The sequence below is a fragment of the Streptomyces sp. NPDC088725 genome, from assembly GCF_044751305.1.
Lineage (GTDB): Bacteria > Actinomycetota > Actinomycetes > Streptomycetales > Streptomycetaceae > Streptomyces.
This window is the reverse complement of sequence record NZ_JBIVLO010000001.1, coordinates 851,824-878,509: the sequence shown is the minus strand read 5'-3', so window position 1 is coordinate 878,509 and position 26,686 is coordinate 851,824. Positions and strand designations below refer to the sequence as shown.

Below are 26,686 nucleotides of genomic sequence, written 5' to 3'. Positions count from 1 at the left end.
CCGCAAAAAGCCAGGCCCCGGGGGAGAACGCCTGATGCTCTCAGAACCAAGCCTGTCAGATCACAGGCGGTCGGCCCAGACGGGTCAGCCGCCATACCGTACGCCACTTCATGGGCCGCCGTGGACCGCATGGTGTGGCCCAGCCTTCCCGGAAACCACCGAGCCATGCCTTCAGCGCGGGCCGGGAGGGACGTCGTACGAGAGTGAGCAGCAGCCAGACGCCGAGATAGAGCGGGACAACGGGCGCGGGCAGGTTTCTGCGGGCCAGCCAGACCCTGTTTCTGGCCACCATGCGGTGGTAGACAGCGTGCCGGGACGGCGGCATCGTCGGGTGGTTGAGCACCATGTCGGCGCGGTAGTCGATCATCCAGCCGGCGTCCAGCGCCCGCCAGGCGAGGTCCGTCTCCTCATGGGCGTAGAAGAAGCCCCCGGGGAGCGGACCGACCTCGGTGAGGACCTTCGTCCGTACGGCGTTGGCACCGCCGAGGAACGTCGTCACGCGTGAGGAGCGCAGCGGGTCGGAGGCGCGCAGCCGCGGTACGTGCCGGCGCTGGGTGAGGCCGGTCTCCGGATCAGCGATCCGGAAACTGACGATACCGAGCTCCGGATCGGCCGCGAACGCCTCGCGGATCAGCCGGGCCGTGCCGGAGTTGGGCAGCGAACCGTCGTCGTCGAGGAAGAGCAGGACGTCCACCTCCGAGCCCGCGGGGCCGAACGCCTCGATGCCGACGTTGCGGCCGCCGGGGATGCCGAGGTTCTCGGGCAGCTCGACCGTCCGTACGCCATCGGGGACGGCGCCCACCGGGGCGCCGTTCCCGACCACGACGATCTCGATCGGGTCGCCTTCCTGCCCCGCGACGGTGTCCAGGAGCGCACGCAGCTCGGCAGGGCGGTCGCCCATCGTGATGATCACCGCACCGAGCCGCATCTCACTCATTTCAGCCTGCTCGACGCCAGGATCGATACCAGGTGCAGCAGTGTCTGGACAAGGGCGATTCCGGCCAGTACGGCGATGCCGAGACGGGTGAAGAAGAGATCGCCGTGGACGATGTCGAGGATCGCCGCCACCAGGATGAAGAGGCTGGCCTCGATTCCGCCGACGAGCCGGTGGAACTTGAGCGCCGCGGCCGCCCGCCTGGCCAGCGCCAGACCGGACGAACGGGGCGCGGACGCCTCGTCCTTGACCGCGGGCAGCCCGCTGCGCTGCCTGGCGACGTCGACCAGGTCGGTCTCCGCCTTGATCAGGATGGCTCCGAGGGCCGCGAGCGTACCGAGGAACGCCCACAGCCAGTTGCTCGCGGAGCCGTTCTGGTGGAAGACGTCCGCGCCGCGGATGCCGAAGCCGACCAGCAGGGCGGCCTCGCACAGGTAGTGCCCCACACGGTCGAGATAGACGCCGGTGATCGACGTCTGCCCCCGCCAGCGGGCGACCTCGCCGTCGACGCAGTCGAGCAGCAGGTAGATCTGGAAGAGCACCACCGCGAGGATCGCGCCGGCGATGCCGGGCACGAGCAGGGTGGCCCCGCCGATGACACCCACGACCACCATGAGGTACGTGAGCTGGTTGGGCGAGATACGGGTGTTGACCAGGTACGGGTCTATGTGCAGCGAGATCTCCCGCATGTACATGCGCCCGGCCCAGTGTTCACCGCTGCGCCGGTCCTTCACCCCGTCCGGGTGTACGACCGGGCGGAGTTCAGCTACTGATGGTCTTGGCATAGTCGGCGTACGCGTCCCTGATCTGGTCGGTGGACAGGTCGAGGTGTTCGAGAATCGTGAAGCGGCCGGGGCGGGTCTGCGGCGCGTAGGCCACGGCCCGTACGAATTCGTCCACGGAGAAGCCGATCTCCTCGGGCAGCACGGGCAGTCCGTGCCGGTGCAGCACCTCGGCGAACAGCTGCGATTCCTCTTCGGCTCCGCGCAGGTGCATGGCGAACGCGGCGCCGAGGCCGACCTGTTCGCCGTGGAGCGCGGAACGCTTGGGGTAGAGCAGGTCGAAGGCGTGGCTGATCTCGTGGCAGGCGCCGGACGAGGGGCGGGTGTCCCCGCTGATCGACATCGCGATGCCCGAAAGGACCAGTGCCTCCGAGAGCACGGTGAGGAATTCGTCGTCACCCGCGCCGCCGGGGTGGCGCAAAACCGCCTCACCGGCGGTACGGGCCATCGCGGCGGCCAGACCGTCGACCGGCTCGCCGTTGGTCCGGTGGGCGAGTTCCCAGTCGGCGATCGCCGAGATGTTGGAGATCGTGTCACCGATGCCGGAGCGCACGAAGCGGATCGGGGCGTCCCTGATGACGTCGAGGTCGACGACCACCGCGATGGGCGGCGGGACTCCGTAGGAGCCCCGGCCGTTGTCGTTGTCGAGGATCGAGACGGGCGAGCAGATGCCGTCGTGCGAGAGGTTCGTCGCGACGGCCACCATCGGCAGCCCGACCCGGGCCGCCGCGTACTTCGTCACGTCGATGATCTTGCCGCCGCCGAGGCCCACCACGGCGTCGTACCGCTTGCCCTTGATGTCGTCGGCGAGCCGGACCGCCGAGTCGATCGTGCCGTCCATGACCGGGAACCAGTCGGCGCCCGGCAGGACGGGCGCCAGCCGCTCGCGCAGTACCTGGCCCGAACCGCCGCTGATCGCCACCGCCAGCTGTCCGGAGCTGGAGATCCGCTGGTCGGCCAGGAGGCCGGCGAGATCGTCCAGCGCTCCGGCGCTGATGTCGACGACGACCGGGGACGGAATGAGCCGGGTCAGTACTGGCACGCGATCTCCCGGCCCTTGGCGAGGTCGTCGTGGTTGTCGATCTCGACCCAGGGGATGTCCCCGATGGGCGCCACGTCGATCGTGAAACCGCGGTCGACCAGTTCCTGGTAGCCGTCCTCGTAGTAGAGGTCGGGGTCGCGCTCGAAGGTCGTCCGCAGCGCGTCCGCGAGGTCTTCGGCGGCCTCGGGCTCGATCAGCGTCACCCCGATGTACTCACCGGTGGCGGTGGCCGGGTCCATGAGCTTGGTGATCCGGCGTACGCCCTTGTCCGCGTCCGTGATGACCTTCATCTCCTCGTCGGCGAGGTGCTTCACCGTGTCGAGGGCGAGGATGATCCTCCGGCCCTCGCCGCGCGCGGCGAGGAGATTCCGCTCGACGGAGACCGGGTGGACGGTGTCGCCGTTGGCGAGGATGACGCCCTGCTTCAGGACCTCGCGGGCGCACCAGAGGGAGTAGGCGTTGTTCCACTCCTCGGCCTTGTCGTTGTCGATCAGGGTGATCTTGAGGCCGTAGGTGGCCTCCAGATCCGCCTTGCGGGCGTACACCGCTTCTTTGCGGTAACCGACGACGATCGCGGCCTCGGTCAGGCCGACCTCGGCGAAGTTGCCCAGCGCGAGGTCCAGGACCGTGGTGGTCCCCTCCCCCGCCGGGTCGACGGGCACGAGGGCCTTCGGGAGCGTGTCGGTGTAGGGGCGCAGACGCCGTCCGGCACCGGCGGCCAGTACGAGGCCGATCATGCGGGTTCTCCTTCGTCGTGTACGGCGGGGGCTCCGGAGGACACCCAGAAACGGATGGACTCGGCGAGCACGACCACGGCCACGGCGGCCGCGAGCACTGTGAGGGCCGTGGTGAACGCGGTGCCGCGCGTCACGAGGACGGCGGCGAGCACGGTGACCACCAGCGTCCTGCCCTCGTGCCCTGCGGTCGTCCTGACCAGCCGGCGGGGCGGTGCGCCGGTGCCGCCGCGGATGCGGTACACCGTGTCGTAGTGATGGTAGGCGACGGCCGCCACCAGCCCGAAGGCCGCGGGAAGCGCGCCGTCCACCCCGGAACGGGCCGCGAGCACCAGTACGGTGCAGTACTCGGCGGCCCGGAAAACCGGCGGTACGAGCCAGTCGAGCGCGCCCGTCAGGGGGCGGGCGACCGCGAGCCCCGAGGTGAGGACGTACACCAGGGCCGCAGCGGAAGGCCAGGGTCCGTCGATCCGCGCGAAGGCCGCCGTGGCGACGACCGCCGCGCCACCCAGGAGCGCCACCAGGAAGGGCAGCACGCCGGGCAGCCGGCGGGCCGGGCGCCGCAGCAGGGCTGCCACGCCCTCCGCGAGAGGGCCCGAGTCGGTGAGGTCGGCGAGCGCGCCGGCGGCCCGCTCGGTGCGGATCGCCTTGCGCGTCACCGAGCGCAGGACGCGGCCCGCGGTCGTGTAGCAGGCGGCGAAGGCACAGCCGGCGAGCAGCGCGTAGAAGACGATCCTGGGTGTGGTGACGGCGGTGAGCACGGCGATCATCGCCCAGCGCTCACCGATGGGCAGCACGATCATCCTGCGTACCCACACCGTCCAGCCGACGCTGTCGAGCTTGCTGGAGAGGGCTGCCGTGGGGGTGCCGACCACCGCTTTCCCGGCGGCGGAGGCGGCCGTGGCGTCGTGGTTCGCCTCGTTGAAGGAGAAGTCGACGACATGGCGGCAGGTCTGGAGGACCATCGCGCCCAGGGCCAGCGCCCATACGTCGTCGCCGCCCCGGGCCGCGCCGAGGGCGAGGCCCGCGTAGTAGGCGTACTCCTTGGCCCGGTCGAAGGTCGCGTCCAGCCAGGCGCCCATCGTGGAGTACTGGAGGGAGTAACGGGCGAGCTGCCCGTCCGTGCAGTCCAGGACGAAGGAGAAGAGCAGCAGCAGCCCGGCGGCGACGTATCCGCCGCGGGTGCCGGTCGCCGCGCAGGCCGCCGCGACGAGCGCGGTGAGCAGGGACGCGGTGGTGACCTGGTTGGGGGTCAGGCCGCGGCGCGCGCACCAGCGGGCGAGGTAGCGGGAGTAGGGGCTGATGCAGTAGGTGGTGAAGAAGCCGTCGCGGGCCTTCACCGCGGAGCGCAGCCGTACGGCTTCGTCGTCCACGGCGGCGACCGCGGCCTCGGCCCCGGCGCGGGCGCTCGCGTCGGCGGGTACGGCGGCGACGAGCGAGCCGAGCTCGATCCGCCGCACCTCCGTGTCCTCGGCGTCGAGTGCGGCGGCGACCCGGTCGGCGAGAGGATCAGCGACGGGTTCGGCGAGGGTGCCGGCGGCTTCCGGTGCGGTGGCTTCCGGTGCGGTGGCTTCCGGTGCGGTGGCAAGGGCCGGTGACGGGCCGGCGGGGGACGCGAGGGCCGACTCGCCGTGGAGCACGGCGCCCACGGCGCGCGCCAGCGCTCCGCGCGCCTCGGGCTGGGCGGTGAGCGCCCCCGTGACGGCGGCCACCGGGAAGCGGGGGTCGGTCAGTGCCAGCCGCAGCGTGTGGAGGTGACCGACGAACCGGGGGTCGACGAGGGCGACGCGCTCGCCGGCCGGGGTGGCGGCCAGCAGCCGCCCCGCCTCGGCCGCGCCCGGCGCGCTGCGTACGTCGAATCCCAGCGACCGCAGGTCGCCTTCGAGCGGCGATCCGGGTACCGGAGGCCCGGTGAGGATTGCGGTCGACAGACGAACTCACTCCTTGGCACTGATCAGGGCGGGATGTGCGGCGACTCGGCCCGGACATCCGGGCGGCCGCACGTCGGCAGAGGCTATCGGATGACCGGAAGGCTGAGTTCACCGGCCGTTTACGCTGCGGATGCCACGGTCTGGCAGGGACGGATCCGAGCGATGATCATCATCATCGATCGGCTCGCGCCCCACAAACCGCACCCCCGAGGCCTGCTGACCGTCTGCCCCCAGGATCTAGAGTGACGCCATGACATGGCTGATCACAGGTGGAGCGGGTTACATCGGGGCACATGTGGCGCGGTCCATGACCGCGGCCGGCGAGCGGGTGGTCGTGCTCGACGACCTGTCCACCGGTGTCGCCGAGCGGCTGCCCGCCGGGACGGCGCTGGTGCGCGGCTCGCTGCAGGACCGGGAGACCGTGGACCGCGTGCTCGCCGGACACGCGGTCACCGGTGTCGTCCATCTCGCGGCGAAGAAGCAGGTCGGCGAGTCGGTCGAGGAGCCGCTGAGGTACTACCGGGAGAATCTGCACGGTCTCACGGTGCTGCTGGAAGCGGTCGTCGCGGCCGGGGTACCGCGCTTCCTCTTCTCCTCGTCCGCCGCCGTGTACGGGGTCCCGGACACCGAGCTGATCACGGAGGAGACGCCGGCCGTACCGATCAATCCGTACGGTGAGACGAAGCTCGCGGGCGAATGGCTCGTGCGGGCGACCGGGCAGGCGCACAATCTCGCGACGGGCTGCCTGCGCTACTTCAACGTGGCGGGGGCCGCGGAGCCCGGCCTGTCCGACACCGGAGTGTTCAACATCATCCCGATGTTCTTCGACCGGGTCACCCGGGGCGAGGCACCGCGCATCTTCGGCGCCGACTACCCGACCCCCGACGGCACCTGTATCCGCGACTACATCCATGTCGCCGATCTGGCCGGGGCCCATCTGGCCGCGGCGCGGTGGCTGGCCGGCCGTCCGGGCGGCACGGACCTGACGGTGAACATCGGGCGCGGCGAGGGTGTCTCGGTGCGGGAGCTGGCCGATCTGGTGGCCGAGGTGACGGGCCACCGCGCGCCGCCGGTGGTGGAGGGACGCCGCCCCGGGGACGCGGCGAAGGCCGTCGCCTCGGTGGAGCGGATCGCCCGCGAACTCGGCTGGACGGCGCAGCGCGGCGTACGCGAGATGGTCGAGTCCGCGTGGGAAGGATGGCAGCTGCGCCACCCGCGTCTACCAGTCGGATGATCTTGCAGACCGCTTGTCCGCAGCCTGACCTGCGGTCATTTCCGCAGGTCAGATGAGATGACAACGGTGTTCAGCTCCGTGTTGCCCGATACCCCCCGCCCGTAGTTCACTGGCCGGGTCCGGGTAGTTCACCGGCAGGTCCGCACATTCTCCGACGCGACCGGGAGGCGTCCGCATGGGGGCAGGGCACGACCACGGCCACAGCCACGGAGGAACACCGCCGCCCGGGACGACCACGTCCGCCTACAAGGGCAGGCTGCGGATCGCGCTGGCGATCACGCTCGCCGTGATGGTGGTGGAGGTCATCGGGGGGCTCGCCTCCGACTCGCTCGCCCTGATCGCGGACGCCGGCCATATGGCGACGGACGCGGTCGGCCTCGCGATGGGCCTGCTGGCGATCCACTTCGCCGCCAGGCCCGCCGACGAGAACCGCACCTTCGGCTACGCCCGCGCCGAGATCCTGGCCGCGCTGGCCAACTGCCTGCTGCTGCTCGGCGTCGGCGGGTTCCTGGTGTTCGAGGCGGTCGAGCGGTTCATCGTGCCGCCCGACACCAGAGGCGGTCTCACGATCGTCTTCGCGCTCATCGGCATGGTCGCCAACCTGATCTCCCTCTCGCTGCTGATGCGCGGACAGAAGGAGAGCCTCAACGTACGCGGGGCGTATCTGGAAGTCCTCGCGGACACACTCGGCTCGGTCACGGTCCTGATCTCGGCCGGCGTCATCCTGGCCACCGGATGGCAGACCGCCGACCCGATCGCTTCCCTGGTGATCGGGCTCATGATCGTTCCACGTACGCTGAAGCTGCTGCGGGAGACGCTGAACGTACTGCTCGAAGCCGCTCCCAAGGGCGTGGACATGTCCGAGGTGCGGGCTCATATGCTGGCGCTGCCCGGGGTGGCCGACGTCCACGATCTCCACGCCTGGACGATCACATCCGGCATGCCGGTGCTCTCCGCCCACGTCGTGGTGGACCAGGAGGCGCTGGATACGGTGGGCCACGAGAAGATGCTCCATGACCTGCAGGGCTGTCTCGGTCATCACTTCGACGTCGAGCACTGCACCTTCCAGCTGGAGCCCGGCGGCCACGCGGAGCACGAGGCGAAGCTCTGCCACTGATCCCGGACCCGGCGGGCAGGGGAACGGACATGCGAGCGCCCACGAAGTGCGGACAGCGGGCCTTTGTGCGGCAGACTTGAGGTTCGAGGCCCGAAGCGAAGGATGGTTATGCCGACCACACCAGTCACTGCGGCGAACAGCTCGTCGAACGGCGCGCGAGAGCCGTACGGCGTAGAAGAAGCGATCATGCTGGAACTGGTCGACGAGAGTGGCCGGACCATCGGCACCGCGGAGAAGCTCGCCGCTCACCAGGCTCCCGGACAGCTGCACCGCGCGTTCTCGGTCTTCCTCTTCGACGAGGAGGGCCGCCTGCTGATCCAGCGGCGCGCGCTGGGCAAGTACCACTCCCCCGGTGTCTGGTCGAACACCTGCTGCGGGCACCCGTACCCCGGCGAGGCGCCGTTCGCGGCGGCCGCCCGCCGTACCCACGAGGAGCTGGGCATCTCGCCGACGCTGCTCGCCGAGGCCGGTACGGTGCGCTACAACCACCCGGACCCCGATTCCGGCCTGGTCGAGCAGGAGTTCAACCACCTGTTCGTGGGCCTCGCGCAGTCGGCGCTGCGGCCCGACCCCGAGGAGGTCGGCGAGACCGCGTTCGTGACCCCGGCGGAGCTGGCCGCGCGGCACAGCGAGGCGCCGTTCTCGCAGTGGTTCATGACCGTGCTGGACGCGGCGCGCCCGGCGATCAAAGAACTCACCGGGTCTGCCGGGGGCTGGTGACGCCCGGCGGTTCACACGCCCGGAGCCACACGCCCGGGCGTCCCGTGCCGGGAGCCACACGCCCGCGCGTCGCAGGCCGGAGGCCCGGGAGCCAGCTGCCCGGGAGACGCGCCCGCACACCCCGGAGGCCCGGGACCACGCACCCGGGGGGTTACGCGCACCCGCCGAGCGGCGGCATCAGCGGCAGTGCCGCCCAGATGACCTTCCCGCCCTCGGTGGTGTGCTCGGCGCCGAAGCCGCCCGCCGCCTCCCCGACGATCTCCCGCACGAGCAGCAGCCCTCGTCCCTCCGTCCGCGCGCGGTCCGCCGCCGGACGGTGCGGGCGGCCGTCCTCGACCGACAGCCGGACCCACCCCTCGGTGACGGTCACTCCGACTGCGATGTCCGGCGAGAGCGGGCCCGCGTGCCGCACGGCGTCGGTCACCAGCTCCGAGACGATCAGCAGGAGACACTGGACCAGCTCGCGGCGGGCCGGCACGCGCCGTTGCTTCAGCAGGTCCCGCACGGTGTGCCTGGCCCGCGGTACGGACGCGTCGACGGCCGGTGCGGTGAAGCGCCAGTCCCCCACGTACCACAGCGGCCCGGCCGGAACGCTCCCGTGACTCTCCATCGCGCGACACCCACCCTCGGCTCGGCCCGGCTGTTTCCCCGAGTGTGGAAGGGACCGGCGCGTACCGCGTTCCTGGAGAGAAGTCAGTCGTTATTGGCGGACTATGACCGCGAGTGTGTGAAAGTTCGCGAGAAATGACCGGTTCTGACAAGCAGTTGTCGCTTCCCCTGCCGTTCTGGCGGTCCTGCGCCGGGCGTTCGTCCCGATAGGGTCCCCTGCATGGAGCCGCATCTGCTGCACACCGTCGAGGACGGCGTCGCGACCGTCGTCATCCACCATCCCGCCAAGCGCAACGCGATGACGGCGCCGATGTGGCGCGCGCTGCCGCCGCTGCTCGGGCGGCTGGCGGTCGATCCCGCCGTACGTGTGCTGGTGCTGACCGGCGAGGGCGCCACCTTCTGCGCGGGCGCGGACATCTCCTCGCTCCGTGACCCCACGGAGGAACCCCAACCGCTCGCGGTGGCCGCCGAGGACGCGCTCGCTGCCTTCCCGAAGCCGACGATCGCCGCCGTACGCGGCTACTGCGTGGGCGGCGGCTGCCAGTTGGCGGCCGCCTGCGACCTGCGGTTCGCGGAGGAGGGCGCCTCGTTCGGCGTGACCCCGGCACGGCTCGGCATCGCCTACGCGGCGTCGTCCACGCGACGGCTGGTCTCGCTGGTGGGGCCCGCCACCGCCAAGTATCTGCTGTTCTCGGCCGAGTTGATCGACGCGGAGCGGGCTCTGCGCACCGGACTCGTCGACGAGGTGCTGCCCGGGGGCGAGCTGGGCAAGCGTGTGGCGGAGTTCGCCCGGATCCTGGTCTCCCGTTCCCTGCTGACCCAGAGCGCGGCCAAGGAATTCGCCTCCGGGCGGACGGACCGGGCCGCGTACTGGGCGGAACAGGCCAGGGAAAGCGGCGACATCGCCGAGGGGGCCGCCGCCTTCCTGGAACGCAGGCAGCCGCGCTTCAGCTGGACTCCTTGACGGTGTGACGGCTCTTCGCCCGCAGCTCTCTGACGAGGTCCGCGGGCGCGGTGTCGGGCGATCCCGCGTCGTAGGGCGGCCGGGGGTCGTACTCGGTCACCAGCTGTACGGACTGGGCCACGCGTTCACCCGCGAGCCTGCCGAGCAGGGTGAGCGCCATGTCGATGCCGGACGAGACCCCGGCCGCGGTGACGTACTTGCCGTCGGTGACCACGCGCTCCCCCGTCGGTTGCGCGCCGAACCGCCGCAGCTGCTCCAGCGCCAGCCAGTGCGAGGTGGCCCGCCGCCCCGCGAGGAGCCCGGCCGCGCCGAGCAGCAGCGAGCCGGTGCAGACGGACGTCGTCCAGCGGGTGGTGGTGTCCACCGCGCGCAGCCAGCCGAGCACCGCCTCGTTGTCCATCTGGTCACTCTGCCCGGGGCCACCGGGCACCACCACGATGTCGGGCGCGGTGACCTCGGCGAGGCTCTTCCCGGCGACGAGCGAGAGACCGCCCCGGTCGTTGACGACAGGCCCGGTCCGCTCCGCGACGAAGACGGTCTCCGCGCCGGGCGTGCGGCACAGGATCTCGTAGGGCCCCACGGCGTCGAGGGCGGTGAAACGGCCGAAGAGGAGAATCGCGATCTGCACGGCGCGCCTTCCTGTGATGCCACCGGGCCTCGGAGCCTACGCGCCGGTGACGGAGACCCCGGGCCGAAATCGGGCGACGACGATACCGGCCGCCCCTACCTACGAGTAACATGCCGCCCCATGATCACTCTCCCCGCACGGGCCGGGCGCCACTGCTACGCCGCCGTGAACCCCGTCCACTCGGCCATCTACTTCTCTCCCGACCTCGGGCGCGAGTTCGCCCGGTCGGGCCTCGACGACAAGGGAGCCGCCTATTTCGCCGCGCGCGCGGCGCCGATGGGCCGGGTCGGCGCGGGTACGGTCACCGCGACCTTCTACAACTTCAGCCACAGGACGGTCGCACGCCATGTCCCGGGCCTGTGGGACACCGTCACGCCCGAGGAGGCGCTCGCCACCAGGCTGCGCGCCGTCGACTCCCTGCTGCGCCGGCTGCTCGGCGAGGAGGCTGTCGCCTCCAGGGAGCTGGCGGAGGCCGCCGAGCTGGCGCTGCGGGCCACCGAGGGGTGCTCGCGCCCCGCGCGGCCCCTGTACGCGGCCAACGCGGACCTGCCCGTACCGGAAGCACCGCACCTGGCGTACTGGCACGCCGCGACCATATTGCGCGAGCACCGCGGCGACGGTCATCTGACAGCGCTCGTGCACCACGGCCTCGACGCGGTGGAAGCGCTGGTCAGCCACAGCGCGACCGGCAAAGGTATGGCGTCGGAGTGGGCCAGGACAAGCCGCGGCTGGACGTCCGGGGAATGGACGGCGGCCCAGGACCGGCTGCGCGAACGCGGGCTGCTGGACGCCGGCGGCGTGCTGACCGCGTCCGGCACCCAGCTGCGCAGGGACCTGGAGGAGGAGACCGACCGGCTCGACCTCGGCCCGTACGAGCACCTGGGAGCGGCGGGCACGGCGCGTCTCACGGAGCTGGCCGCAGCCTTCTCCCAGGCGGCGCTGAAGGCCGGGGCGTTCCCCTCGGACGTCATCGGAAAGCGCTGATCCGTTTAGCGACGGCCTGACCGGACAGGCGTTGGGTAACAACAACGATCTGAAGCTTCCCGAGGAGGTTCCCGTGTTCCGTGCCATCGCCGACGTACTCAGCGCCATTGGTTCCACGATCGCGTCCGTGGTGACGCTTCCCTTCCGCGCACTCGCCCGGTTGTTCGGCGGAGCCTCCGGTCACGCCTGACCTGTCATGCTCGCAGCCCGGTCCCCTTACGAGGGTGGCCGGGCTGTCCGCTGTCCGCACGTGCCGGTGGACGGCGCGCACGCCCACCGATGTCACCGCCACCTGCCACAATGCGGAGCGTGATAGTGACGACGTCCATCGAAGACAGGATCGCCGGGGAGCTCGGCGTACGGGAGCGGCAGGTGCGGGCGGCCGTCGAGCTGCTCGACGCCGGGTCGACCGTGCCGTTCATCGCGCGCTACCGCAAGGAAGCGACCGAGATGCTCGACGACGCACAGCTGCGTACGCTCGAGGAACGGCTGCGTTACCTGCGCGAGCTGGAGGACCGGCGTGCCGCGATCCTGGAATCCGTACGTGAGCAGGGCAAGCTGGACGAGGCCCTGGAGGAGCGGATCCGGGCCGCCGACACCAAGGCGCGGCTCGAAGACATCTATCTGCCGTTCAAGCCCAAGCGGCGCACGAAGGCGCAGATCGCCCGTGAGGCCGGTCTCGAACCGCTCGCCACGGCCCTGCTGAACGACCCGTCGGTGGAGCCCCCGGTCGCGGCCGGGGCGTTCGTGGACGCGGACAAGGGTGTCGCGGACGCCGCCGCCGCGCTGGAGGGCGCCCGCGCCATCCTTACCGAGCGGTTCTCCGAGGACGCCGACCTCATCGGTGAGCTGCGCGAGCGGATGTGGAGCCGTGGACGGCTCGCCGCGAAGGTGCGCGAGGGCAAGGAGGAGGCCGGCGCCAAGTTCGCCGACTACTTCGACTTCACCGAGCCCTTCACCGCGCTGCCCTCGCACCGCGTGCTCGCCATGCTGCGCGGCGAGAAGGAGGACATCCTCGATCTGGTCCTGGAGCCCGAGGAGCCGTCGGAGCAGCCGGGCCCGTCCACGTACGAGAACATGGTGGCGCGGCGGTTCTCGGTGAACGACCGCGGCCGCCCCGGCGACAAGTGGCTCATCGACACCGTCCGCTGGGCCTGGCGGACCAGGATCCTCGTGCACCTGGGAATCGACCTGCGGCTGCGGCTGCGCACCGCCGCGGAGGACGAAGCCGTCCGGGTGTTCGCGGCGAACCTGCGCGACCTCCTGCTGGCCGCGCCGGCCGGTACGCGCGCCACGCTGGGGCTCGACCCCGGTTTCCGTACGGGCGTGAAGGTCGCCGTGGTCGACGCGACCGGCAAGGTCGTCGCCATCGACACGATCTACCCGCATGTCCCGGCCAACAAGTGGGACGAGTCCCTTGCGAAGCTCGCGCGGCTGGCCAAGGAGCACGCGGTCGACCTGATCGCCATCGGCAACGGCACCGCGTCCCGTGAGACGGACAAGCTCGCGGCCGAACTGTGCGCGAAGCACCCGGAGTTGAACCTCACGAAGGTGATGGTCTCGGAGGCGGGCGCCTCGGTGTACTCCGCCTCGGCCTTCGCCTCGCAGGAGCTGCCCGACCTCGACGTGTCGATCCGCGGCGCGGTCTCGATCGCGCGCAGGCTCCAGGACCCGCTGGCCGAACTGGTGAAGATCGACCCGAAGTCCATCGGCGTCGGCCAGTACCAGCACGACCTGTCGGAGGTGAAGCTCTCCCGCTCGCTGGACGCGGTGGTCGAGGACTGCGTGAACGGGGTGGGCGTCGACGTCAACACCGCGTCCGCGCCTCTGCTCTCCCGCGTCTCGGGCATCAGCGCCGGCCTCGCGGAGAACATCGTCGCGCACCGCGACACCAACGGCCCGTTCCGCTCCCGCAAGTCGCTCAAGGCGGTTGCCCGGCTCGGCCCGAAGGCGTACGAGCAGTGCGCGGGCTTCCTGCGGATCCGGGACGGCGAAGACCCGCTGGACTCGTCGAGCGTGCACCCGGAGGCGTACCCCGTGGTGCGGTCGATGGTGAAGGCCGCGGGCACGGAGGTCGCGTCCCTCGTCGGGAACGCCCAGGTACTGCGCTCACTGAAGCCGGCCGACTTCGTGAACGACTCCTTCGGCCTCCCGACGGTCACGGACATCCTGCGCGAGCTGGAAAAGCCGGGCCGCGACCCGCGACCCGCCTTCAAGACGGCCACCTTCAAGGACGGCGTCGAGAAGATCGGCGACCTGACACCCGGGATGATCCTGGAGGGCGTCGTCACGAACGTGGCGGCGTTCGGCGCGTTCGTCGACATCGGTGTGCACCAGGACGGTCTGGTCCATGTGTCCGCGATGTCCAGGACATTCGTCAAGGACCCGCGCGAGGTGGTGAAGCCGGGCGACGTGGTGAAGGTCAAGGTCCGCGAAGTCGACGTCCCCCGCAAGCGGATCTCCCTGACCCTGCGCCTGGAGGACGAGGCGGAGCCGAAGACGGCCAGCGGCTCCCGTCCACCGCAGCCACGCCAGGGAGGCCGCCGTGAGGCACGCGGATCCGGCGGCAACGGCGGCGCCAGGCGCCAGGCAGCACCCCCGGCCAACAGCGCGATGGCAGACGCCCTGCGCAGGGCGGGCCTGACAGACCCCAAGCGGGGCAGCTGACCGCCACAAGGGTCTCGTGTGCCGCGATTCACCGGCGCACGAGACCCGCACCACCGGTGACCGGTGACCGGTCGTCCGCGGACGGAAGGGGGCCGCGGAGGGGCTGTGTCCAGAACGTAAAGCGTTACTTTGCGTAGCGGACACCACCGGCCCGGTGTCCGCTACGCGTCAACGCCCCGTAAATAATGCAGTGGCGGACACTGCCCCTGCGCGGAACCCGGCACCGACCGCACCCAAGACGCCCCGGCCACAGAGACCCGCACGGCTCCGGGGCGACAACCGCGACCCCGACCACCACCCCGACCGGCCACCCCGCCCCGAGACACCGCAACGGGCCGCACGGCGACACTCACCGCTCCGAGACCCGCCCCGCCGCCACCTCGAATCGCCTCGACGTGGCGACCGCGTCCAGCATCCGCCGGTCGTGCGTCACCAGCAGAAGCGTCCCGTCGTACGAGTCGAGCGCCGACTCCAGCTGTTCGATGGCCGGCAGGTCCAGGTGGTTCGTCGGCTCGTCGAGGACGAGCAGGTTGACGCCCCGCCCCTGGAGCAGCGCGAGCGCGGCACGGGTCCGCTCCCCCGGCGACAAGGTCACCGCGGGGCGCGTCAGATGGCCCGCCTTCAGGCCGAACTTGGCGAGCAGCGTGCGGAGTTCGGCCGGTTCCGTGTCGGGGACGGCCAGCCGGAACGCGTCGAGCAGCGCCTCCGTCCCGGCGAAGAGCGCACGCGCCTGGTCGACCTCGCCGACCACCACGCCCGAGCCCAGCGCCGCGTGCCCGGCGTCCAACGGCAGGCGCCCCAGCAGGGCGGCCAACAGGGTTGATTTACCTGCGCCGTTGGCGCCGGTGATGGCGACCCGGTCGCCCCGGTCGATCTGGAGCGAGACGGGGCCGAAAGCGAACTCGCCGCGCCGTACGGCGGCTTCGCGGAGTGTCGCCACCACGGCGCCCGACCGCTCGGCGGAGGCGATCTCCATCCGCAGCTCCCACTCCTTGCGGGGCTCCTCCACCACGTCGAGGCGTTCGATCAGCCGCTGTGTCTGGCGCGCCTTCGCGGCCTGCTTCTCGGTGGACTCCGTACGGAGCTTGCGGCCGATCTTGTCGTTGTCCGTGGCCTTGCGGCGGGCGTTCTTGACGCCCTTGTCCATCCAGGCGCGCTGCATCTGCCCGCGCGCCTCCAGCGAGGACTTCTTGTCCGCGAACTCCTCGTACTCCTCACGGGCGTGCCGCCGCGCGGTCTCCCGTTCCTCCAGGTACGCCTCGTAGCCGCCGCCGAAGAGCGTGATCTTCTGCTGGGCCAGGTCGAGTTCCAGCACCTTGGTGACCGTACGGACCAGGAACTCGCGGTCGTGGCTGACCACCACCGTGCCGGCGCGCAGCCCGCGCACGAATGTCTCCAGCCGCTCAAGACCGTCCAGGTCCAGGTCGTTGGTCGGCTCGTCCAGCAGGAACACGTCGTAGCGCGAGAGGAGCAGTGACGCGAGGCTCGCGCGGGCCGCCTGGCCGCCGGAGAGCGTGGTCATCGGCTGGTCGAGCCCGACGGTCAGACCGAGCGACGCGGCGACCTCCTCGGCCCGCTCGTCCAGGTCCGCGCCGCCGAGCGCCAGCCAGCTCTCCAGTCCGGCCGCGTACGCGTCGTCGGAGCCCGGGGCGCCGTCGACCAGTGCCTGCGTCGCGGTGTCCAGCAGCGCCTGCGCGGCGGTGACTCCGGTCCGCCGCCCGAGGAAGTCCCGTACGGTCTCCCCCGCACGCCGCTCGGGCTCCTGCGGAAGGTGCCCGACGGCGGCACCCGGCGGCGACAGCCTCAGCTCGCCGTTCTCAGGCGTGTCGAGGCCGGCGAGCAGCCGGAGCAGGGTCGACTTCCCGGCGCCGTTGGCTCCGACGAGACCGATCACGTCGCCGGGTGCGACGACCAGGTCGAGTCCGGTGAAGAGCGAACGGTCGCCATGTCCCGCGGCGAGATCCTTGGCTACAAGCGTGGCAGTCATCAGACCCAGATCTTAACGAGAGCCCGGACCGGCTCCGACCCACGGCTCCCGGCGGCTGCCGCGGGTCGGAGCCACGGCTCAGGACCGCGTGTCGGCGCCCTCCCGGTCCGGCAGGCTCACCCTGTCAGTCCGATCAGTCCGATCAGCCCGGTCCGCCCTGTCCGGCAGGCTCACCCTGTCAGCCCGGTCCGCCCCGTCCACCCTGTCCGCCTGATCCTCCGGGCCCGCCTGGTCCTCCGCGGGCCCGATCCGTAGCTCGAAGTCACCGTCGTACCTCTCCTGTCCCGCGATCACCGCGGACTCCATGGCCTCCTCGCCCTGCTCACCGCGCACGATCAGCGGGTCGCGCCGCAGGTCCCGCAGGAGTGCCACGCACATGCCGGTCATGACGACGACGAAGGGCGCGGCCACCAGAATGGTGAGGTTTTGGAGGCCTTCGAGCGCGTCGCCCCCGCCACCGCCGATGAGCAGCATCACCGCCCCGACGGCGCCGGTGACGACGCCCCAGAAGATGACCACGGACCGGGTCGGTTCGAAGGCGCCCTTCTGCGAGAGCGTGCCCATGACGATGGACGCGGCGTCCGCGCCGGAGACGAAGAAGATCCCGACGAGGACCATCACCAGCACGCTCATCACGGTGGCGAGGGGGAACTGCTGGAGCAGCGCGAAGAGCTGGCCCTCCGGGGTCGCCTCCTTCACGAGCTGTCCGTTCTGTTCCTGCGCCCTGATCGCCGAACCGCCGAAGATCGCGAACCAGAGGAGGCTCACGGTGCTGGGCACGAGAATGACCCCGCCGATGAACTGCCGGATGGTCCGGCCCCGGCTGATGCGCGCGATGAACATGCCGACGAACGGCGTCCAGGAGATCCACCAGGCCCAGTAGAAGACCGTCCAGCCGCTCAGCCAGTCCGCCACGCCCTTGCCGCCCGTGGCGCCGGTGCGGCCGGCGAGCTGGGCCAGGTTTCCGGCGTACGCGGCGACGGACGTCGGCACCAGGTCCAGTACGAAGACGGTCGGCCCGGCGATGAACACGAAGAGGACGAGCACCACGGCGAGCACCATGTTGGTGTTGGACAGCCACTGGATGCCCTTCTCCACTCCGGAGACCGCGGAGGCGACGAAGGCGACGGTCAGTACGGCGATGATCGTGACGAGCAGTCCGGTGCCGGCCTTGTCCATCCAGCCCAGCTCATGGAGTCCGCTGCCGATCTGCAGCGCGCCGAGGCCCAGGGACGCGGCGGAGCCGAAGAGCGTGGCGAAGATCGCCAGGATGTCGATGACCCGGCCGGTGGTGCCGTACGCGTGCTTCTTCCCGAGGAGCGGGACGAACACGGCGCTGATCGTCTGCCGCCGTCCGCGCCGGAAGGTGCTGTACGCGATGGCGAGGCCGACCACGGCGTAGATGGCCCAGGGGTGCAGCGTCCAGTGGAAGAGTGTCGTGGCCATGGCGGTCTGCAGCGACTCGGCCTGGGACGCCGGGTGGGTGCCGGGCGGCGGCTCGGTGAAGTGCGCGAGAGGTTCGTTCACGCCGTAGAACATCAGCCCTATGCCCATGCCCGCGCTGAACATCATCGCGACCCAGGACACCGTACGGAACTCGGGATCCTCGCCCTCCTCGCCGAGCGTGATCTTCCCGTACCGGCTCACCGCGAGCCACAGCGCGAAGACGACAAAGCCGGAGGCCGCCAGGACGAACGCCCACCCACCGTTGCTTATCAGGCCGTTGAGCGCGCTCGTGGACACGTTCTCCAACGAGTCGGTGGCGAGCGCGCCCCAGGCCACGAAGGCGAGGGTCAGCGCGGCCGAGATGCCGAACACCAACCGGTCGGTGTGCGGCCGCCCTTCCCGGTGGGCACCGGGGAGGTCCGGTGCCGGCCCTCCCCGGTTCTCCGCTTTCTGTACGTCCTCTGACACGAGCTGCACCTTTCGGGTTTCACGGAGCCGGAGCGTCGCCCCGCCGGCCCGAACCCGGGTCCGGGCTCAGCAGGCGGTCACGGGCGTTCCGGCCGTCAGGTGGTATTCCGCACGCTCGTCCAGGAGCAGCGGCACCAGGTTCCGCTGCGACTGCCGCAGCGGTACGAAGGCCGCCTTCCCGAGGGGTACGGAAAGCACACCGTGCAGAGCGAGCCGATCCTTCACGTCTGCGAACTGGTGTGCGTCGAGCCGGTATCCGCAGGGCGGATCCTGGAGAATCTCGTCGGCCGTTGCCGGATCGTTGTCCGCGCCGCCGAGATAGACAGGGCCCCGGTCCTTCAGACCGGCCAGCCTGGCGGACGCCGTGGCGGTCACGATGGCGGCCCGGTGTGCGTCGGTGTAGGTGAGTAGACCGCCGAGGGAATCGAGCTGACTGGTAACCCGGCGCCGGTTGTTGAGCGACGGGTCGGCCTTCTCCGCGTCGGTCGTCGGGTCGACCCGGCTCTCGATGAGCAGGCCGAGGGTGTTCTTGACGCCGGCGGTGTTGCGGAGGATGCGTTCCTGGCCGTCGCCCGCGGTCTGTTTGACGGGGTCTCCGGTCTCCGGGTCGGTCCAGATGCCGTAGGTGCCGATGGAGAATCCGGCGGCGCGCGCGGCGGGGCGTACGTACTGCTCGGACAGCGTCTGCGACTCGTCGTGGATCCGCTGGTCGGTGTTGAGGTTGCGCGGCCAGAGGTCGAACAGGTCCTTGTCGTAGTAGCGCGGGGTGGCGCCGTATTCGTGCAGGTCGTAGATGATGTCGGGGTGCCGGTCGCGCATGACGGCGGCCATCGCGCGGGCCTCCGCGGTCTCCAGCGCGATGTGGTCGCGGTTGATGTCGGTGCCGTCGGAGTTGCCTCGGGTGTCCGCCGCGTGGCCGTCCGGGTTGGCCGTCGGGACGACCAGCACGGTCGTACGGTCGAGGAAGCGGCGGGTGGCGGGGTCCTTCGCGTAGGCGAGGTCGCGGATCTCGGTCAGACACGCCTCGCGCCCTGACGGTTCGTCGCCGTGCTGGCTGCAGATGAGCAGCACGGTGGTGGCGGCGTGCGCGGCGCCGACCCGGACGAGCTGGAGCGGGCGGCCCTGCTTCGTCGTGCCGATGGTGGTGAGCGAGGTCCGGTCGCCGCCCCGGTCGACGGCGGCGAGGAAGTCCTGTTCCTCGGGCTGCCCCGTCCAGCGTGCGCCGTCGGTGGTCTCGAATTCGGTGCGGGGCGGGCTGTCCGCCGCCTGGGCGGGGACGGTGACGGTGACAGCGGAGATCGCGAGCGCCAGGGCGGTGGCCGCCGGCGCGAGGGTGCGGAAACGGGGTGTCATCAGCGGTGCTCTCCCGGGATCGGCGGTGTCGGGCGCGGCTGGGCCGGCCCGCTCTTACGGGACTCGCGCGGTGCGCTGTGCGGCGGGACCGGGTCCGTCGTGGCCCGGGTGAACGCCTCGGCGCCGCCGGCCAGCGGCAGCGCGGCGGCGGTCTTGGCGAGGTCGAGGGTGAGGGTCGGCTTGGTGGACGGCGGGTCGATGAGGCCCCGGTCCGTACCGCCGATGATCAGGGCGAGGCGGTGGCCCGCCGGGACGACATGGTCGCTCGCCGCGAGGGCCAGCGTGATCGTGTACGGCGCGCCCGGGGTGAGCGGGCTGCCGTGGTCCGCCGACGTGGCCGTGCCGAGATCGGCCCAGCCGCGGCTGAAGACGGTGTGCTCCACGGCGGTCGTGTCGGCCTGGGTCTCCTTGTAGCAGGAGCTGTCGCCAGTGGTGCTCGAACCCCAGCAGGTGCGCTCGGTCAGGGTGGTGATGCCTTCACCGGAGGCGGAGTAGTCGCGGATGGTGGCCGGGCCGAGGTCGACAAGCACCGCGGAGAGATGGGCTGTCGCGGTGGACGGGGTGGCGGTGACGGTCACCGTGGAGGTTCCGGACAGCCGCAGGTCATGGCTGAGCGGCGGGGTGGTGAAGCCGGACTTGCCGGGGGTGGCGGTGTCGATGTCCGCGGCCCAGTCGTCCTCGTCGAGGGCCGGGTCGTCGGTGAAGGCCGCGGTCGCGCCGGGCTCGGCGGCCGTAAGGCTGAGGACGCCGGCGCCGCTGTTCTCCGCCTTGCCGGGGTGCAGGGTGGTGGCGTCAGTGGCGCTCGGCGGCCAGACCCGGTCGGTGGACCACTGGTCGGGTGCGCGCTCGATGTCCGCCATGGGTTCGCGGTCGATGCCGTTGTCGTAGCCGAGGAGGGTGTGGTCGAACCAGCGGTGCAGGGTGTCGACCCACTCGGCGCGGCGGTAGTCGAAGGGGTCGACGTGACCGGTCTGGGAGAGCCAGACCTTGCGCTGCACACCGGCGCCGGCGAGCGCGTCCCACCACTGACCGAGGTGTCTGGTGCGGACGTTGAGATCCTGCATGCCCTGGACGGCGAAGACGCTGGCCGTGACCTTGCCCGCGTCCTTCACGTAGTCGCGCTCGTCCCACAGCGCGGTCCGGTCGCCGGTCCTGGGCGCTCCGTCGACCAGGCGCCGCTGTACGGCCTGGCAGCGGTCGTGGGCCTCGGGGCTCTCCACGTAGCCGGCGAGCCAGTCGGGGCCGGAATCGTAGAGGGGCGCGCCCTGGGCGAAGAAGTAGTCGTACCAGGAGCTGATGGCGCTGATCGGGACGATGGTCTTGAGGCCCTTGACCCCGGTGGCGGCGACGCCGTTGGCTATCGTGCCGTCGTAGCTCTTGCCGATCATGCCGGTGCTGCCCGTGGTCCAGTCGGCCCGCGCGGGCGTGATGCCGGTGCGGGTGGAGTAGCCGTGGGCGCGGCCGTTCAGCCAGTCGACGACGGCCTTGGCGGACTGGACGTCGGAGCGGCCCCCGACGTCGACGCAGCCGTCGGAGCGGTTGGTGCCCGCGAGGTCGACGGCGACGAAGGCGTAGCCGCGCGGCACGAAGTAGTTGTCGTAGTGGAGCGGGAAGCCGACGGGCGCGCCCGTCTCGTCGTAGGTCTTCAGCTGGTTCTCGTTGCCGCGTCCGCAGCAGGAGTAGTAGGGGCTCGCGTCCATGATCACGGGGATCTTGCGGCCCTGTCGCGCGGTCTCGCTGGGGCGGACGATGTCGACGGCGACGCGGTCGGTCCTGCCGTCCTCGTCGCCGTCGAGTCCGGTGTCCACCCAGACCGATTCACGGATCGCGTTCTCGTAGGAGTAGACCGGGCTGCTCTCCTTGGCGCGGGGCGACGGCTGCGCCCCCTGTGCCCCGGCCGGGGCGAGCAGCACCCCCATCAGCGCGGCGGAGGCCGCCACGACCAGCGTTCTGTACGACCAGCGGACCTGCCGCGCACGGATCTTCATGGGGGTGGAAGGTACCTCGGTCAACTCCCTTGCAAAAGAGGGCAGTCGAGGGGCGGGTGAGGAGCGGGGGACGGTCGGCGCGTTTCTGCTGCCTTTTCTCGGCGTGCCCTCCGCGTGGCAAATCGTGCGGCAATCGCGTGCGCCGCGTCGTGGAAGGGGATCGTCGCGGCGGACGGCCGGGGCCGCCGCTGTCGGCTCGCGCGAAACGTCCGTGCCGTGCCTGTGCCGTGCCGCCTCCGGGGCGGTGCGGCACAGTGCTGTTTCGCCGATCCCGTGCAGGGGCTGTGAAAGCGCTCTCAAAAGTTCGAGGACGGGGCATTACGCTGGAGGACGTGTCTGGTGGATCTTGCCGTGCGCGTGGGCGCCGGCGGTCCGACAGGACACACTTCAGCCCGATCCGCCGACGAGGAGCGCATGCCGTGCCCGAGCCGTTCTCTGGGGACCGCCCCACGCTGGAAGCCGTCGCGGCCCGCGCCGGTGTCTCCCGCGCCACCGTCTCCCGGGTCGTCAACGGCAGCACGGGCGTACGGCAGTCGCTCGTGGACAAGGTGGTTCTCGCGGTCGAGGAGCTGGGCTACGTACCGAACCACGCGGCCCGCACGCTGGTGACCCGGCGCACCGGCGCCGTCGCCGTGATCCTCGCGGAGCCGGAGGACCGGATTTTCTCCGACCCGTTCTTCTCGCTCCAGATCCGTGGTATCAGCAAGGAACTGACCTCCCACGACACCCAGTTGGTGCTGCTGCTCGTGGAGGGATCCGGCGACCACGACCGGATCGCGCGCTATCTCGCGGGCGGCCATGTCGACGGTGCGCTCGCCTTCTCCCTGCACACCGACGACCCCTTGCCCGCGATCGTCCGCCGGGCCGGGCTGCCCACGGTCTACGGCGGCAGGCCGTTGTGGACGGTGGCCCCCGAGCAGCAGGCCGTCCCGTACGTGGACGCCGACAACCGGGGCGGCGCGCGGGCGGCCGTGCGGCATCTGCGCGATCTCGGGCGGACCCGGATCGCACACATCGCGGGCCCGCCCGACCAGACGTCGGCCACGGACCGGCTCGACGGCTACCGGGATGTGCTGGGGGACGCCGATCCCGCGCTGACCGCCCAGGGCGCCTTCACCACCGAGAGCGGCGCGCGGGCCATGACGGAGCTGCTGGAGCGGCGGCCCGACGTGGACGCGGTGTTCGCCGCCAACGACCTGATGGCGTCGGGCGCGCTGCGGGTGCTCAGGGAGCGGGGCCGTACGGTCCCCGGCGATGTGGCGCTGGTGGGCTTCGACAACCTGGACTCGGTCGCCGAGACCACGCAGCCCCCGCTCACCACGGTCCAGCAGGATGTCGAGGGCCAAGGCCGCCTGATGGCACGGCTGTTGCTGCGCCGGCTCGGCGGGGAGCCCGAGGACGGGCCCGACCAGGGCTCGGTGGTCATGCCGACCACACTGGTGCGGCGGGCGTCCGCCTGAACTGGTGCGGCGGGCGTCCGCCAGAGCCGTACGGCCGGCGCCGCGGGCCATGCGCGCCGGGGGCGCGAGCCGCGCTCACCGTGAAGTGAACACGGCCCGCGGCCGGGGGACTTACGCGTCGGAGAACGTCTCGCCCTTCTCCGCCTTCTCCGCCAACAGCCGTGAGGGCTCGAATCGTTCACCGTATCGCTCCGCCAACTGCCTTGCTCGCGCGACGAATCCGGCGGGGCCGCCCGCGTAGCCGTTGATGTACTGGAGCGCACCGCCGGTCCACGCGGGGAAGCCGATGCCCATGAGGGAACCGATGTTGGCCTCGGCGACCGAGGTCAGGATGTTCTCCTCCAGGCAGCGGACGGTGTCCAGCGCCTCCGAGAAGAGCATCCGCTCCTTCATGTCGGTGAACGGGATGTCCGCGTCCGGCCTGCCGAAGTGCTCACGCAGGCCCGGCCAGAGGCGGGTCCGCCGGCCGTCCTCGCCGTATTCGTAGAAGCCCGCGCCGCCGCTGCGTCCCGGGCGGCCGAACTCGTCCACCATCCGGTCGATGACGGCGTCCGCGGGGTGCCCGGACCAGTCGCGGCCCGCCTCCTGTGCCGCGCGCCGTGCCTCGTCACGGATCCTGCGCGGGAGCGTGAGCGTCAACTCGTCCATCAGGGAGAGCACCCTGGCCGGGTAACCGGCCTGCGCCGCGGCCTGTTCGACCGACGCGGGCTCGGCGCCCTCGCCGATCATCGCCACGCCCTCGTTGAGGAACTGTCCGATGACCCGCGAGGTGAAGAAGCCGCGTGAGTCATTGACGACGACCGGTGTCTTCCTGATCCTGCGGACCAGGTCGAAGGCGCGCGCCAGGGCCTCTTCGCCGGTCCGTTCGCCCTTGATGATCTCGACGAGCGGCATCTTGTCGACGGGTGAGAAGAAGTGCAGGCCGATGAAATCGGCGGGCCTGGACACACCTTCCGCGAGGACCGTGATGGGCAGGGTGGAGGTGTTGGAGCACAGCAGCGCGTCGGGCTCGACGACGTCCTGGATCTCCTGGAACACCTTGTGCTTGAGCGCGGAGTCCTCGAAGACCGCCTCGATCACCGCGTCGCACCCGGCGAGATCCGCCGGGTCGGCGGTCGGGGTGATGCGGGCGAGCACCTGGTCCCGCTCGGTCTCCGTCGTACGGCCCCGGGAGAGCGCTTTGGCGAGCAGCTTCGCGGAGTACGCCTTTCCCTTCTCGGCCGCTTCCCGCGTCACGTCCTTCAGTACGACGTCGAGGCCGGCCCGCGCGCAGGAGTACGCGATGCCCGCGCCCATCATTCCGGCGCCGAGGACCGCCACCTTGCGGACCTCGCGCGCGGGGATGTCCTGCGGGCGGCCGGCACCGGCGTTGACGGCGTTGAGGTCGAAGAAGAACGCCTGGATCATGTTCTTGGCGGTCTGTCCGGTCACCAACTCGGTGAAGTAGCGCGCCTCGACGGTCTGCGCGGTCTCGAAGTCGACCTGGGATCCCTCGACGGCCGCCGCGAGGATGTTGCGCGGCGCCGGGTAAGGGGCGCCCGCGAGTTCCTTCTTGAGACTCGCCGGGAACGCGGGCAGGCCGGCGGCGAACCGCGGGGTGGACGGGGTGCCGCCGGGGATCTTGTAGCCCTTGACGTCCCAGGGCTGCCACGACTCGGGATGGGTGTCGATGAAGGCGTGCGCCAGAGCGAGCATCTCGTCGCGCGTGGCGGCGACCTGATGGATCAGGCCGTTCTCCAGCGCGCGCCCCGGGGAGTACCGCGTGCCGTGCAGCAGGACCTTGAGCAGCGCGTCGGCGATGCCCATCAGCCGTACCGTGCGGGTGACTCCGCCGCCTCCGGGCAGCAGTCCGAGAGTGACTTCCGGCAGGCCGATCCTGGATCCCGGCGCGTCGAGGGCGATGCGGTGGTGGCAGGCGAGGGCGATCTCGTAACCGCCGCCCAGGGCAGCGCCGTTGATGGCGGCGACGAGGGGCTTGCCGAGGGTTTCGAGGCGGCGCAGGGCGTCCTTCACGGCCAGGCCGCGGGCGAAGACCCGCTCGGCGTCGTCCGGGCCCGCCTTCATCATGTCCTTGAGGTCGCCGCCCGCGAAGAAGGTCTTCTTGGCGGAGGTGACGATGATGCCCCGGATGCTGTCCTTCTCGGCCTCCGCGCGCTCGGCGATGGCCGCGACGGACGTGCCGAACGCCTCGTTCATGGTGTTGGCGGACTGGTCGGGGTCGTCCAGTACGAGGGTGACGACGCCGGTCTCGTCCTGTTCCCATCGGATGGTGGTGGACTCGCTCATGCTGCCGCTCCGTAAAAGTCCGTGAAGTGCGTGAGGTCCGCGGTGTGTGAGGTCGGTGAGGGCCGCCCGCGAGCGCCCCGTACGGTCCGTGACGGGCGGTCGGTCACAGGCGCTCCACGACGGTGGCCACGCCCATGCCGCCGCCGATGCACAGCGTGGCGAGGCCGAACCGCTTGTCCTGGCGCTCCAGTTCGTCGATGAGCGTGCCCAGGAGCATCGCACCGGTGGCCCCGAGCGGGTGGCCGAGCGCGATCGCGCCGCCGTTGACGTTGATCCTGTCCAGCGAGAGGCCCATGTCCGCGGCGAAGCGCAGCACGACCGCGGCGAAGGCCTCGTTCATCTCGACGAGGTCGATGTCGCCGATGCTCAGTCCGGCCTTGGCGAGTGCCTTGCGGGTGGCGGGCGCGGGCCCGGTCAGCATGATGGTCGGCTCGGACCCGGAGACGGCGGCGGACACGATCCGCGCGCGCGGTGTGAGCCCGTAGCGCTCGCCGGTCTCCCTGGATCCGATGGCGACGAGGGCCGCGCCGTCCACGATGCCGGAGGAGTTGCCCGCGTGGTGGACGTGGTCGATCCTCTCGACCCAGTGGTATTTCTGGAGTGCCACGGCGTCGAAGCCGCCGGCCTCGCCGATCGCGGCGAACGACGGCTTCAGTGCGGCGAGTGTGTCGGCGGTGGTGCCGGGACGCATGTGTTCGTCGTGGTCGAGGACGGTGAGTCCGTTGCGGTCGACGACGGGCACCACGGAGCGCTGGAAGCGGCCTTCCTTCCACGCCGTCGCGGCCCGCTCCTGGGAGAGCGCGGCGAACTCGTCCACGTCGCGGCGGGTGAAGCCGCCGAGAGTCGCGATGAGGTCGGCACCGATGCCCTGCGGGGCGAAGCCGGTCCGGAAACTGGTCATCGGGTCCATCGCCCAGGCCCCGCCGTCGGATCCCATCGGCACGCGTGACATCGACTCGACGCCGCCCGCGAGCACCAGGTCCTCCCAGCCCGAACGGACCTTGGCGGCCGCCAAGTTGACGGCTTCGAGGCCGGAGCCACAGAAGCGGTTCTCCTGGACACCGGCGACCGTGTCGGGCAGCCCGGCGGCGACGGCTGCGATTCTGGCGATGTCCGAGCCCTGGTCGCCGAGCGGACTGACCACGCCGAGCACGATGTCGTCGATAGCCGCCGGGTCGAGCCCGGGAAAGCGGCCGCGGATCTCGTGGATCAGCCCCACGACGAGGTCGATCGGCTTGGTGCCGTGCAGGGCGCCATTGGCCTTGCCACGACCGCGCGGTGTGCGGATCGCGTCGTAGACGAACGCTTCGGTGCTCACGACAGCTGCCTTCCGGAAGTGGGGCTACGGGGTG

22 protein-coding genes are annotated in these 26,686 nt (G+C 71.1%); 9 read left to right on the top strand and 13 right to left on the bottom strand.

Annotation, left to right across the window (positions count from 1 at the left end; translation table 11 throughout):
* Positions 1-55 precede the first annotated feature (55 nt).
* From ACIP6N_RS03720 to ACIP6N_RS03700, 5 genes are read right to left on the bottom strand one after another with little or no spacing between them, the layout of a single operon-like run.
* Positions 56-928, bottom strand: coding sequence for a glycosyltransferase family 2 protein (locus ACIP6N_RS03720; protein WP_401812655.1), 873 nt, complete (start codon positions 926-928; stop codon positions 56-58).
* A gap of 5 nt (positions 929-933) precedes the next feature.
* Positions 934-1,719, bottom strand: coding sequence for a CDP-alcohol phosphatidyltransferase family protein (locus tag ACIP6N_RS03715; RefSeq protein WP_401812532.1), 786 nt, complete (start codon positions 1,717-1,719; stop codon positions 934-936).
* Positions 1,697-2,758: an iron-containing alcohol dehydrogenase family protein gene (locus ACIP6N_RS03710; RefSeq protein ID WP_401812531.1), complete on the bottom strand. Its 1,062-nt coding sequence runs from the start codon at positions 2,756-2,758 to the stop codon at positions 1,697-1,699. The genes ACIP6N_RS03715 and ACIP6N_RS03710 overlap by 23 nt, the downstream gene beginning before the upstream one ends.
* Complete coding sequence (locus ACIP6N_RS03705; RefSeq protein ID WP_401812530.1) at positions 2,746-3,495, bottom strand: sugar phosphate nucleotidyltransferase; 750 nt, start codon at positions 3,493-3,495, stop codon at positions 2,746-2,748. Before ACIP6N_RS03705 ends, ACIP6N_RS03710 begins: the two co-directional genes overlap by 13 nt.
* Positions 3,492-5,366, bottom strand: coding sequence for a DUF5941 domain-containing protein (locus tag ACIP6N_RS03700; protein WP_401812653.1), 1,875 nt, complete (start codon positions 5,364-5,366; stop codon positions 3,492-3,494). Before ACIP6N_RS03700 ends, ACIP6N_RS03705 begins: the two co-directional genes overlap by 4 nt.
* Here ACIP6N_RS03700 and ACIP6N_RS03695 point away from each other — a divergent pair.
* From ACIP6N_RS03695 to idi, 4 genes are all read left to right on the top strand, one after another.
* Complete coding sequence (locus tag ACIP6N_RS03695) at positions 5,247-5,669, top strand: hypothetical protein (protein ID WP_401812529.1); 423 nt, start codon at positions 5,247-5,249, stop codon at positions 5,667-5,669. The two genes, ACIP6N_RS03700 and ACIP6N_RS03695, sit on opposite strands and share 120 nt — an antisense overlap.
* Positions 5,670-5,673: 4 nt before the next feature.
* Positions 5,674-6,657 (top strand): UDP-glucose 4-epimerase GalE, encoded by a 984-nt coding sequence (gene galE, locus ACIP6N_RS03690; protein ID WP_401812527.1) that lies wholly within the window; start codon positions 5,674-5,676, stop codon positions 6,655-6,657.
* Positions 6,658-6,832: 175 nt separating this feature from the next.
* Entirely contained in the window at positions 6,833-7,774 is a 942-nt protein-coding gene (locus ACIP6N_RS03685) for a cation diffusion facilitator family transporter (protein WP_401812525.1), read from the top strand.
* Positions 7,775-7,882: 108 nt separating this feature from the next.
* A complete protein-coding gene (gene idi / locus ACIP6N_RS03680) occupies positions 7,883-8,494 on the top strand; it encodes an isopentenyl-diphosphate Delta-isomerase (protein ID WP_401812524.1) in 612 nt (203 codons plus the stop codon).
* Between the two features lie 151 nt (positions 8,495-8,645).
* Here the strand turns inward: idi and ACIP6N_RS03675 are convergent, their stop codons facing one another.
* Positions 8,646-9,104 carry an ATP-binding protein gene (locus tag ACIP6N_RS03675; protein WP_401812522.1) on the bottom strand — a complete coding sequence of 153 codons (459 nt, stop codon included), beginning with the start codon at positions 9,102-9,104 and terminating at the stop codon, positions 8,646-8,648.
* 219 nt (positions 9,105-9,323) lie between these two features.
* Between ACIP6N_RS03675 and ACIP6N_RS03670 the strand changes: the two genes are divergently transcribed.
* Entirely contained in the window at positions 9,324-10,067 is a 744-nt protein-coding gene (locus tag ACIP6N_RS03670) for an enoyl-CoA hydratase/isomerase family protein (protein ID WP_401812521.1), read from the top strand.
* Here ACIP6N_RS03670 and ACIP6N_RS03665 read toward each other — a convergent pair.
* A complete protein-coding gene (locus ACIP6N_RS03665) occupies positions 10,051-10,695 on the bottom strand; it encodes a DJ-1/PfpI family protein (RefSeq protein WP_401812520.1) in 645 nt (214 codons plus the stop codon). The two genes, ACIP6N_RS03670 and ACIP6N_RS03665, sit on opposite strands and share 17 nt — an antisense overlap.
* Positions 10,696-10,815: 120 nt before the next feature.
* On the opposite strand from ACIP6N_RS03665, the gene ACIP6N_RS03660 reads away from it, so the two are divergent.
* The 3 genes from ACIP6N_RS03660 (at position 10,816) to ACIP6N_RS03650 (ending at position 14,346) form a co-directional block, all read left to right on the top strand.
* Positions 10,816-11,679, top strand: a complete 864-nt coding sequence (locus ACIP6N_RS03660) for a hypothetical protein (RefSeq protein ID WP_401812519.1) — start codon at positions 10,816-10,818, stop codon at positions 11,677-11,679.
* 73 nt (positions 11,680-11,752) lie between these two features.
* Complete coding sequence (locus tag ACIP6N_RS03655; RefSeq protein WP_401812518.1) at positions 11,753-11,869, top strand: LPFR motif small protein; 117 nt, start codon at positions 11,753-11,755, stop codon at positions 11,867-11,869.
* Positions 11,870-11,994: 125 nt separating this feature from the next.
* Positions 11,995-14,346, top strand: a complete 2,352-nt coding sequence (locus ACIP6N_RS03650; protein ID WP_401812651.1) for a Tex family protein — start codon at positions 11,995-11,997, stop codon at positions 14,344-14,346.
* 349 nt (positions 14,347-14,695) lie between these two features.
* On the opposite strand, the gene ACIP6N_RS03645 is transcribed toward ACIP6N_RS03650, so the two are convergent.
* From ACIP6N_RS03645 to ACIP6N_RS03630, 4 genes are all read right to left on the bottom strand, one after another.
* A complete protein-coding gene (locus ACIP6N_RS03645) occupies positions 14,696-16,333 on the bottom strand; it encodes an ABC-F family ATP-binding cassette domain-containing protein (protein WP_401812517.1) in 1,638 nt (545 codons plus the stop codon).
* Between the two features lie 78 nt (positions 16,334-16,411).
* Complete coding sequence (locus ACIP6N_RS03640) at positions 16,412-18,247, bottom strand: BCCT family transporter (protein ID WP_401812515.1); 1,836 nt, start codon at positions 18,245-18,247, stop codon at positions 16,412-16,414.
* Between the two features lie 66 nt (positions 18,248-18,313).
* Positions 18,314-19,600, bottom strand: a complete 1,287-nt coding sequence (locus ACIP6N_RS03635; RefSeq protein WP_401812513.1) for a M14 family metallocarboxypeptidase — start codon at positions 19,598-19,600, stop codon at positions 18,314-18,316.
* Positions 19,600-21,588, bottom strand: a complete 1,989-nt coding sequence (locus ACIP6N_RS03630; RefSeq protein ID WP_401812511.1) for a Xaa-Pro dipeptidyl-peptidase — start codon at positions 21,586-21,588, stop codon at positions 19,600-19,602. The genes ACIP6N_RS03635 and ACIP6N_RS03630 overlap by 1 nt, the downstream gene beginning before the upstream one ends.
* Before the next feature lie 419 nt (positions 21,589-22,007).
* Here ACIP6N_RS03630 and ACIP6N_RS03625 point away from each other — a divergent pair, with 419 nt between their 5' ends.
* Positions 22,008-23,048 (top strand): LacI family DNA-binding transcriptional regulator, encoded by a 1,041-nt coding sequence (locus ACIP6N_RS03625; protein ID WP_401812509.1) that lies wholly within the window; start codon positions 22,008-22,010, stop codon positions 23,046-23,048.
* A 111-nt stretch (positions 23,049-23,159) separates the two neighbouring features.
* On the opposite strand, the gene ACIP6N_RS03620 is transcribed toward ACIP6N_RS03625, so the two are convergent.
* Positions 23,160-25,334, bottom strand: a complete 2,175-nt coding sequence (locus ACIP6N_RS03620) for a 3-hydroxyacyl-CoA dehydrogenase NAD-binding domain-containing protein (RefSeq protein ID WP_401812507.1) — start codon at positions 25,332-25,334, stop codon at positions 23,160-23,162.
* Positions 25,335-25,437: 103 nt separating this feature from the next.
* Complete coding sequence (locus tag ACIP6N_RS03615) at positions 25,438-26,652, bottom strand: acetyl-CoA C-acetyltransferase (protein ID WP_401812506.1); 1,215 nt, start codon at positions 26,650-26,652, stop codon at positions 25,438-25,440.
* Between the last annotated feature and the right edge of the window lie 34 nt (positions 26,653-26,686).

What these genes read in the sequence shown, in the direction of transcription:
- ACIP6N_RS03620 (WP_401812507.1), bottom strand. Translation starts at nt 25,334, where the DNA reads ATGAGCGAGTCCACCACCATCCGATGGGAACAGGACGAGACCGGCGTC.
- ACIP6N_RS03660 (WP_401812519.1), top strand. Translation starts at nt 10,816, where the DNA reads ATGATCACTCTCCCCGCACGGGCCGGGCGCCACTGCTACGCCGCCGTG.
- idi (WP_401812524.1), top strand. Translation starts at nt 7,883, where the DNA reads ATGCCGACCACACCAGTCACTGCGGCGAACAGCTCGTCGAACGGCGCG.
- ACIP6N_RS03675 (WP_401812522.1), bottom strand. Translation starts at nt 9,104, where the DNA reads ATGGAGAGTCACGGGAGCGTTCCGGCCGGGCCGCTGTGGTACGTGGGG.
- ACIP6N_RS03630 (WP_401812511.1), bottom strand. Translation starts at nt 21,588, where the DNA reads ATGAAGATCCGTGCGCGGCAGGTCCGCTGGTCGTACAGAACGCTGGTC.
- galE (WP_401812527.1), top strand. Translation starts at nt 5,674, where the DNA reads ATGACATGGCTGATCACAGGTGGAGCGGGTTACATCGGGGCACATGTG.
- ACIP6N_RS03705 (WP_401812530.1), bottom strand. Translation starts at nt 3,495, where the DNA reads ATGATCGGCCTCGTACTGGCCGCCGGTGCCGGACGGCGTCTGCGCCCC.
- ACIP6N_RS03645 (WP_401812517.1), bottom strand. Translation starts at nt 16,333, where the DNA reads ATGACTGCCACGCTTGTAGCCAAGGATCTCGCCGCGGGACATGGCGAC.
- ACIP6N_RS03670 (WP_401812521.1), top strand. Translation starts at nt 9,324, where the DNA reads ATGGAGCCGCATCTGCTGCACACCGTCGAGGACGGCGTCGCGACCGTC.
- ACIP6N_RS03685 (WP_401812525.1), top strand. Translation starts at nt 6,833, where the DNA reads ATGGGGGCAGGGCACGACCACGGCCACAGCCACGGAGGAACACCGCCG.
- ACIP6N_RS03715 (WP_401812532.1), bottom strand. Translation starts at nt 1,719, where the DNA reads ATGCCAAGACCATCAGTAGCTGAACTCCGCCCGGTCGTACACCCGGAC.
- ACIP6N_RS03635 (WP_401812513.1), bottom strand. Translation starts at nt 19,600, where the DNA reads ATGACACCCCGTTTCCGCACCCTCGCGCCGGCGGCCACCGCCCTGGCG.
- ACIP6N_RS03720 (WP_401812655.1), bottom strand. Translation starts at nt 928, where the DNA reads ATGCGGCTCGGTGCGGTGATCATCACGATGGGCGACCGCCCTGCCGAG.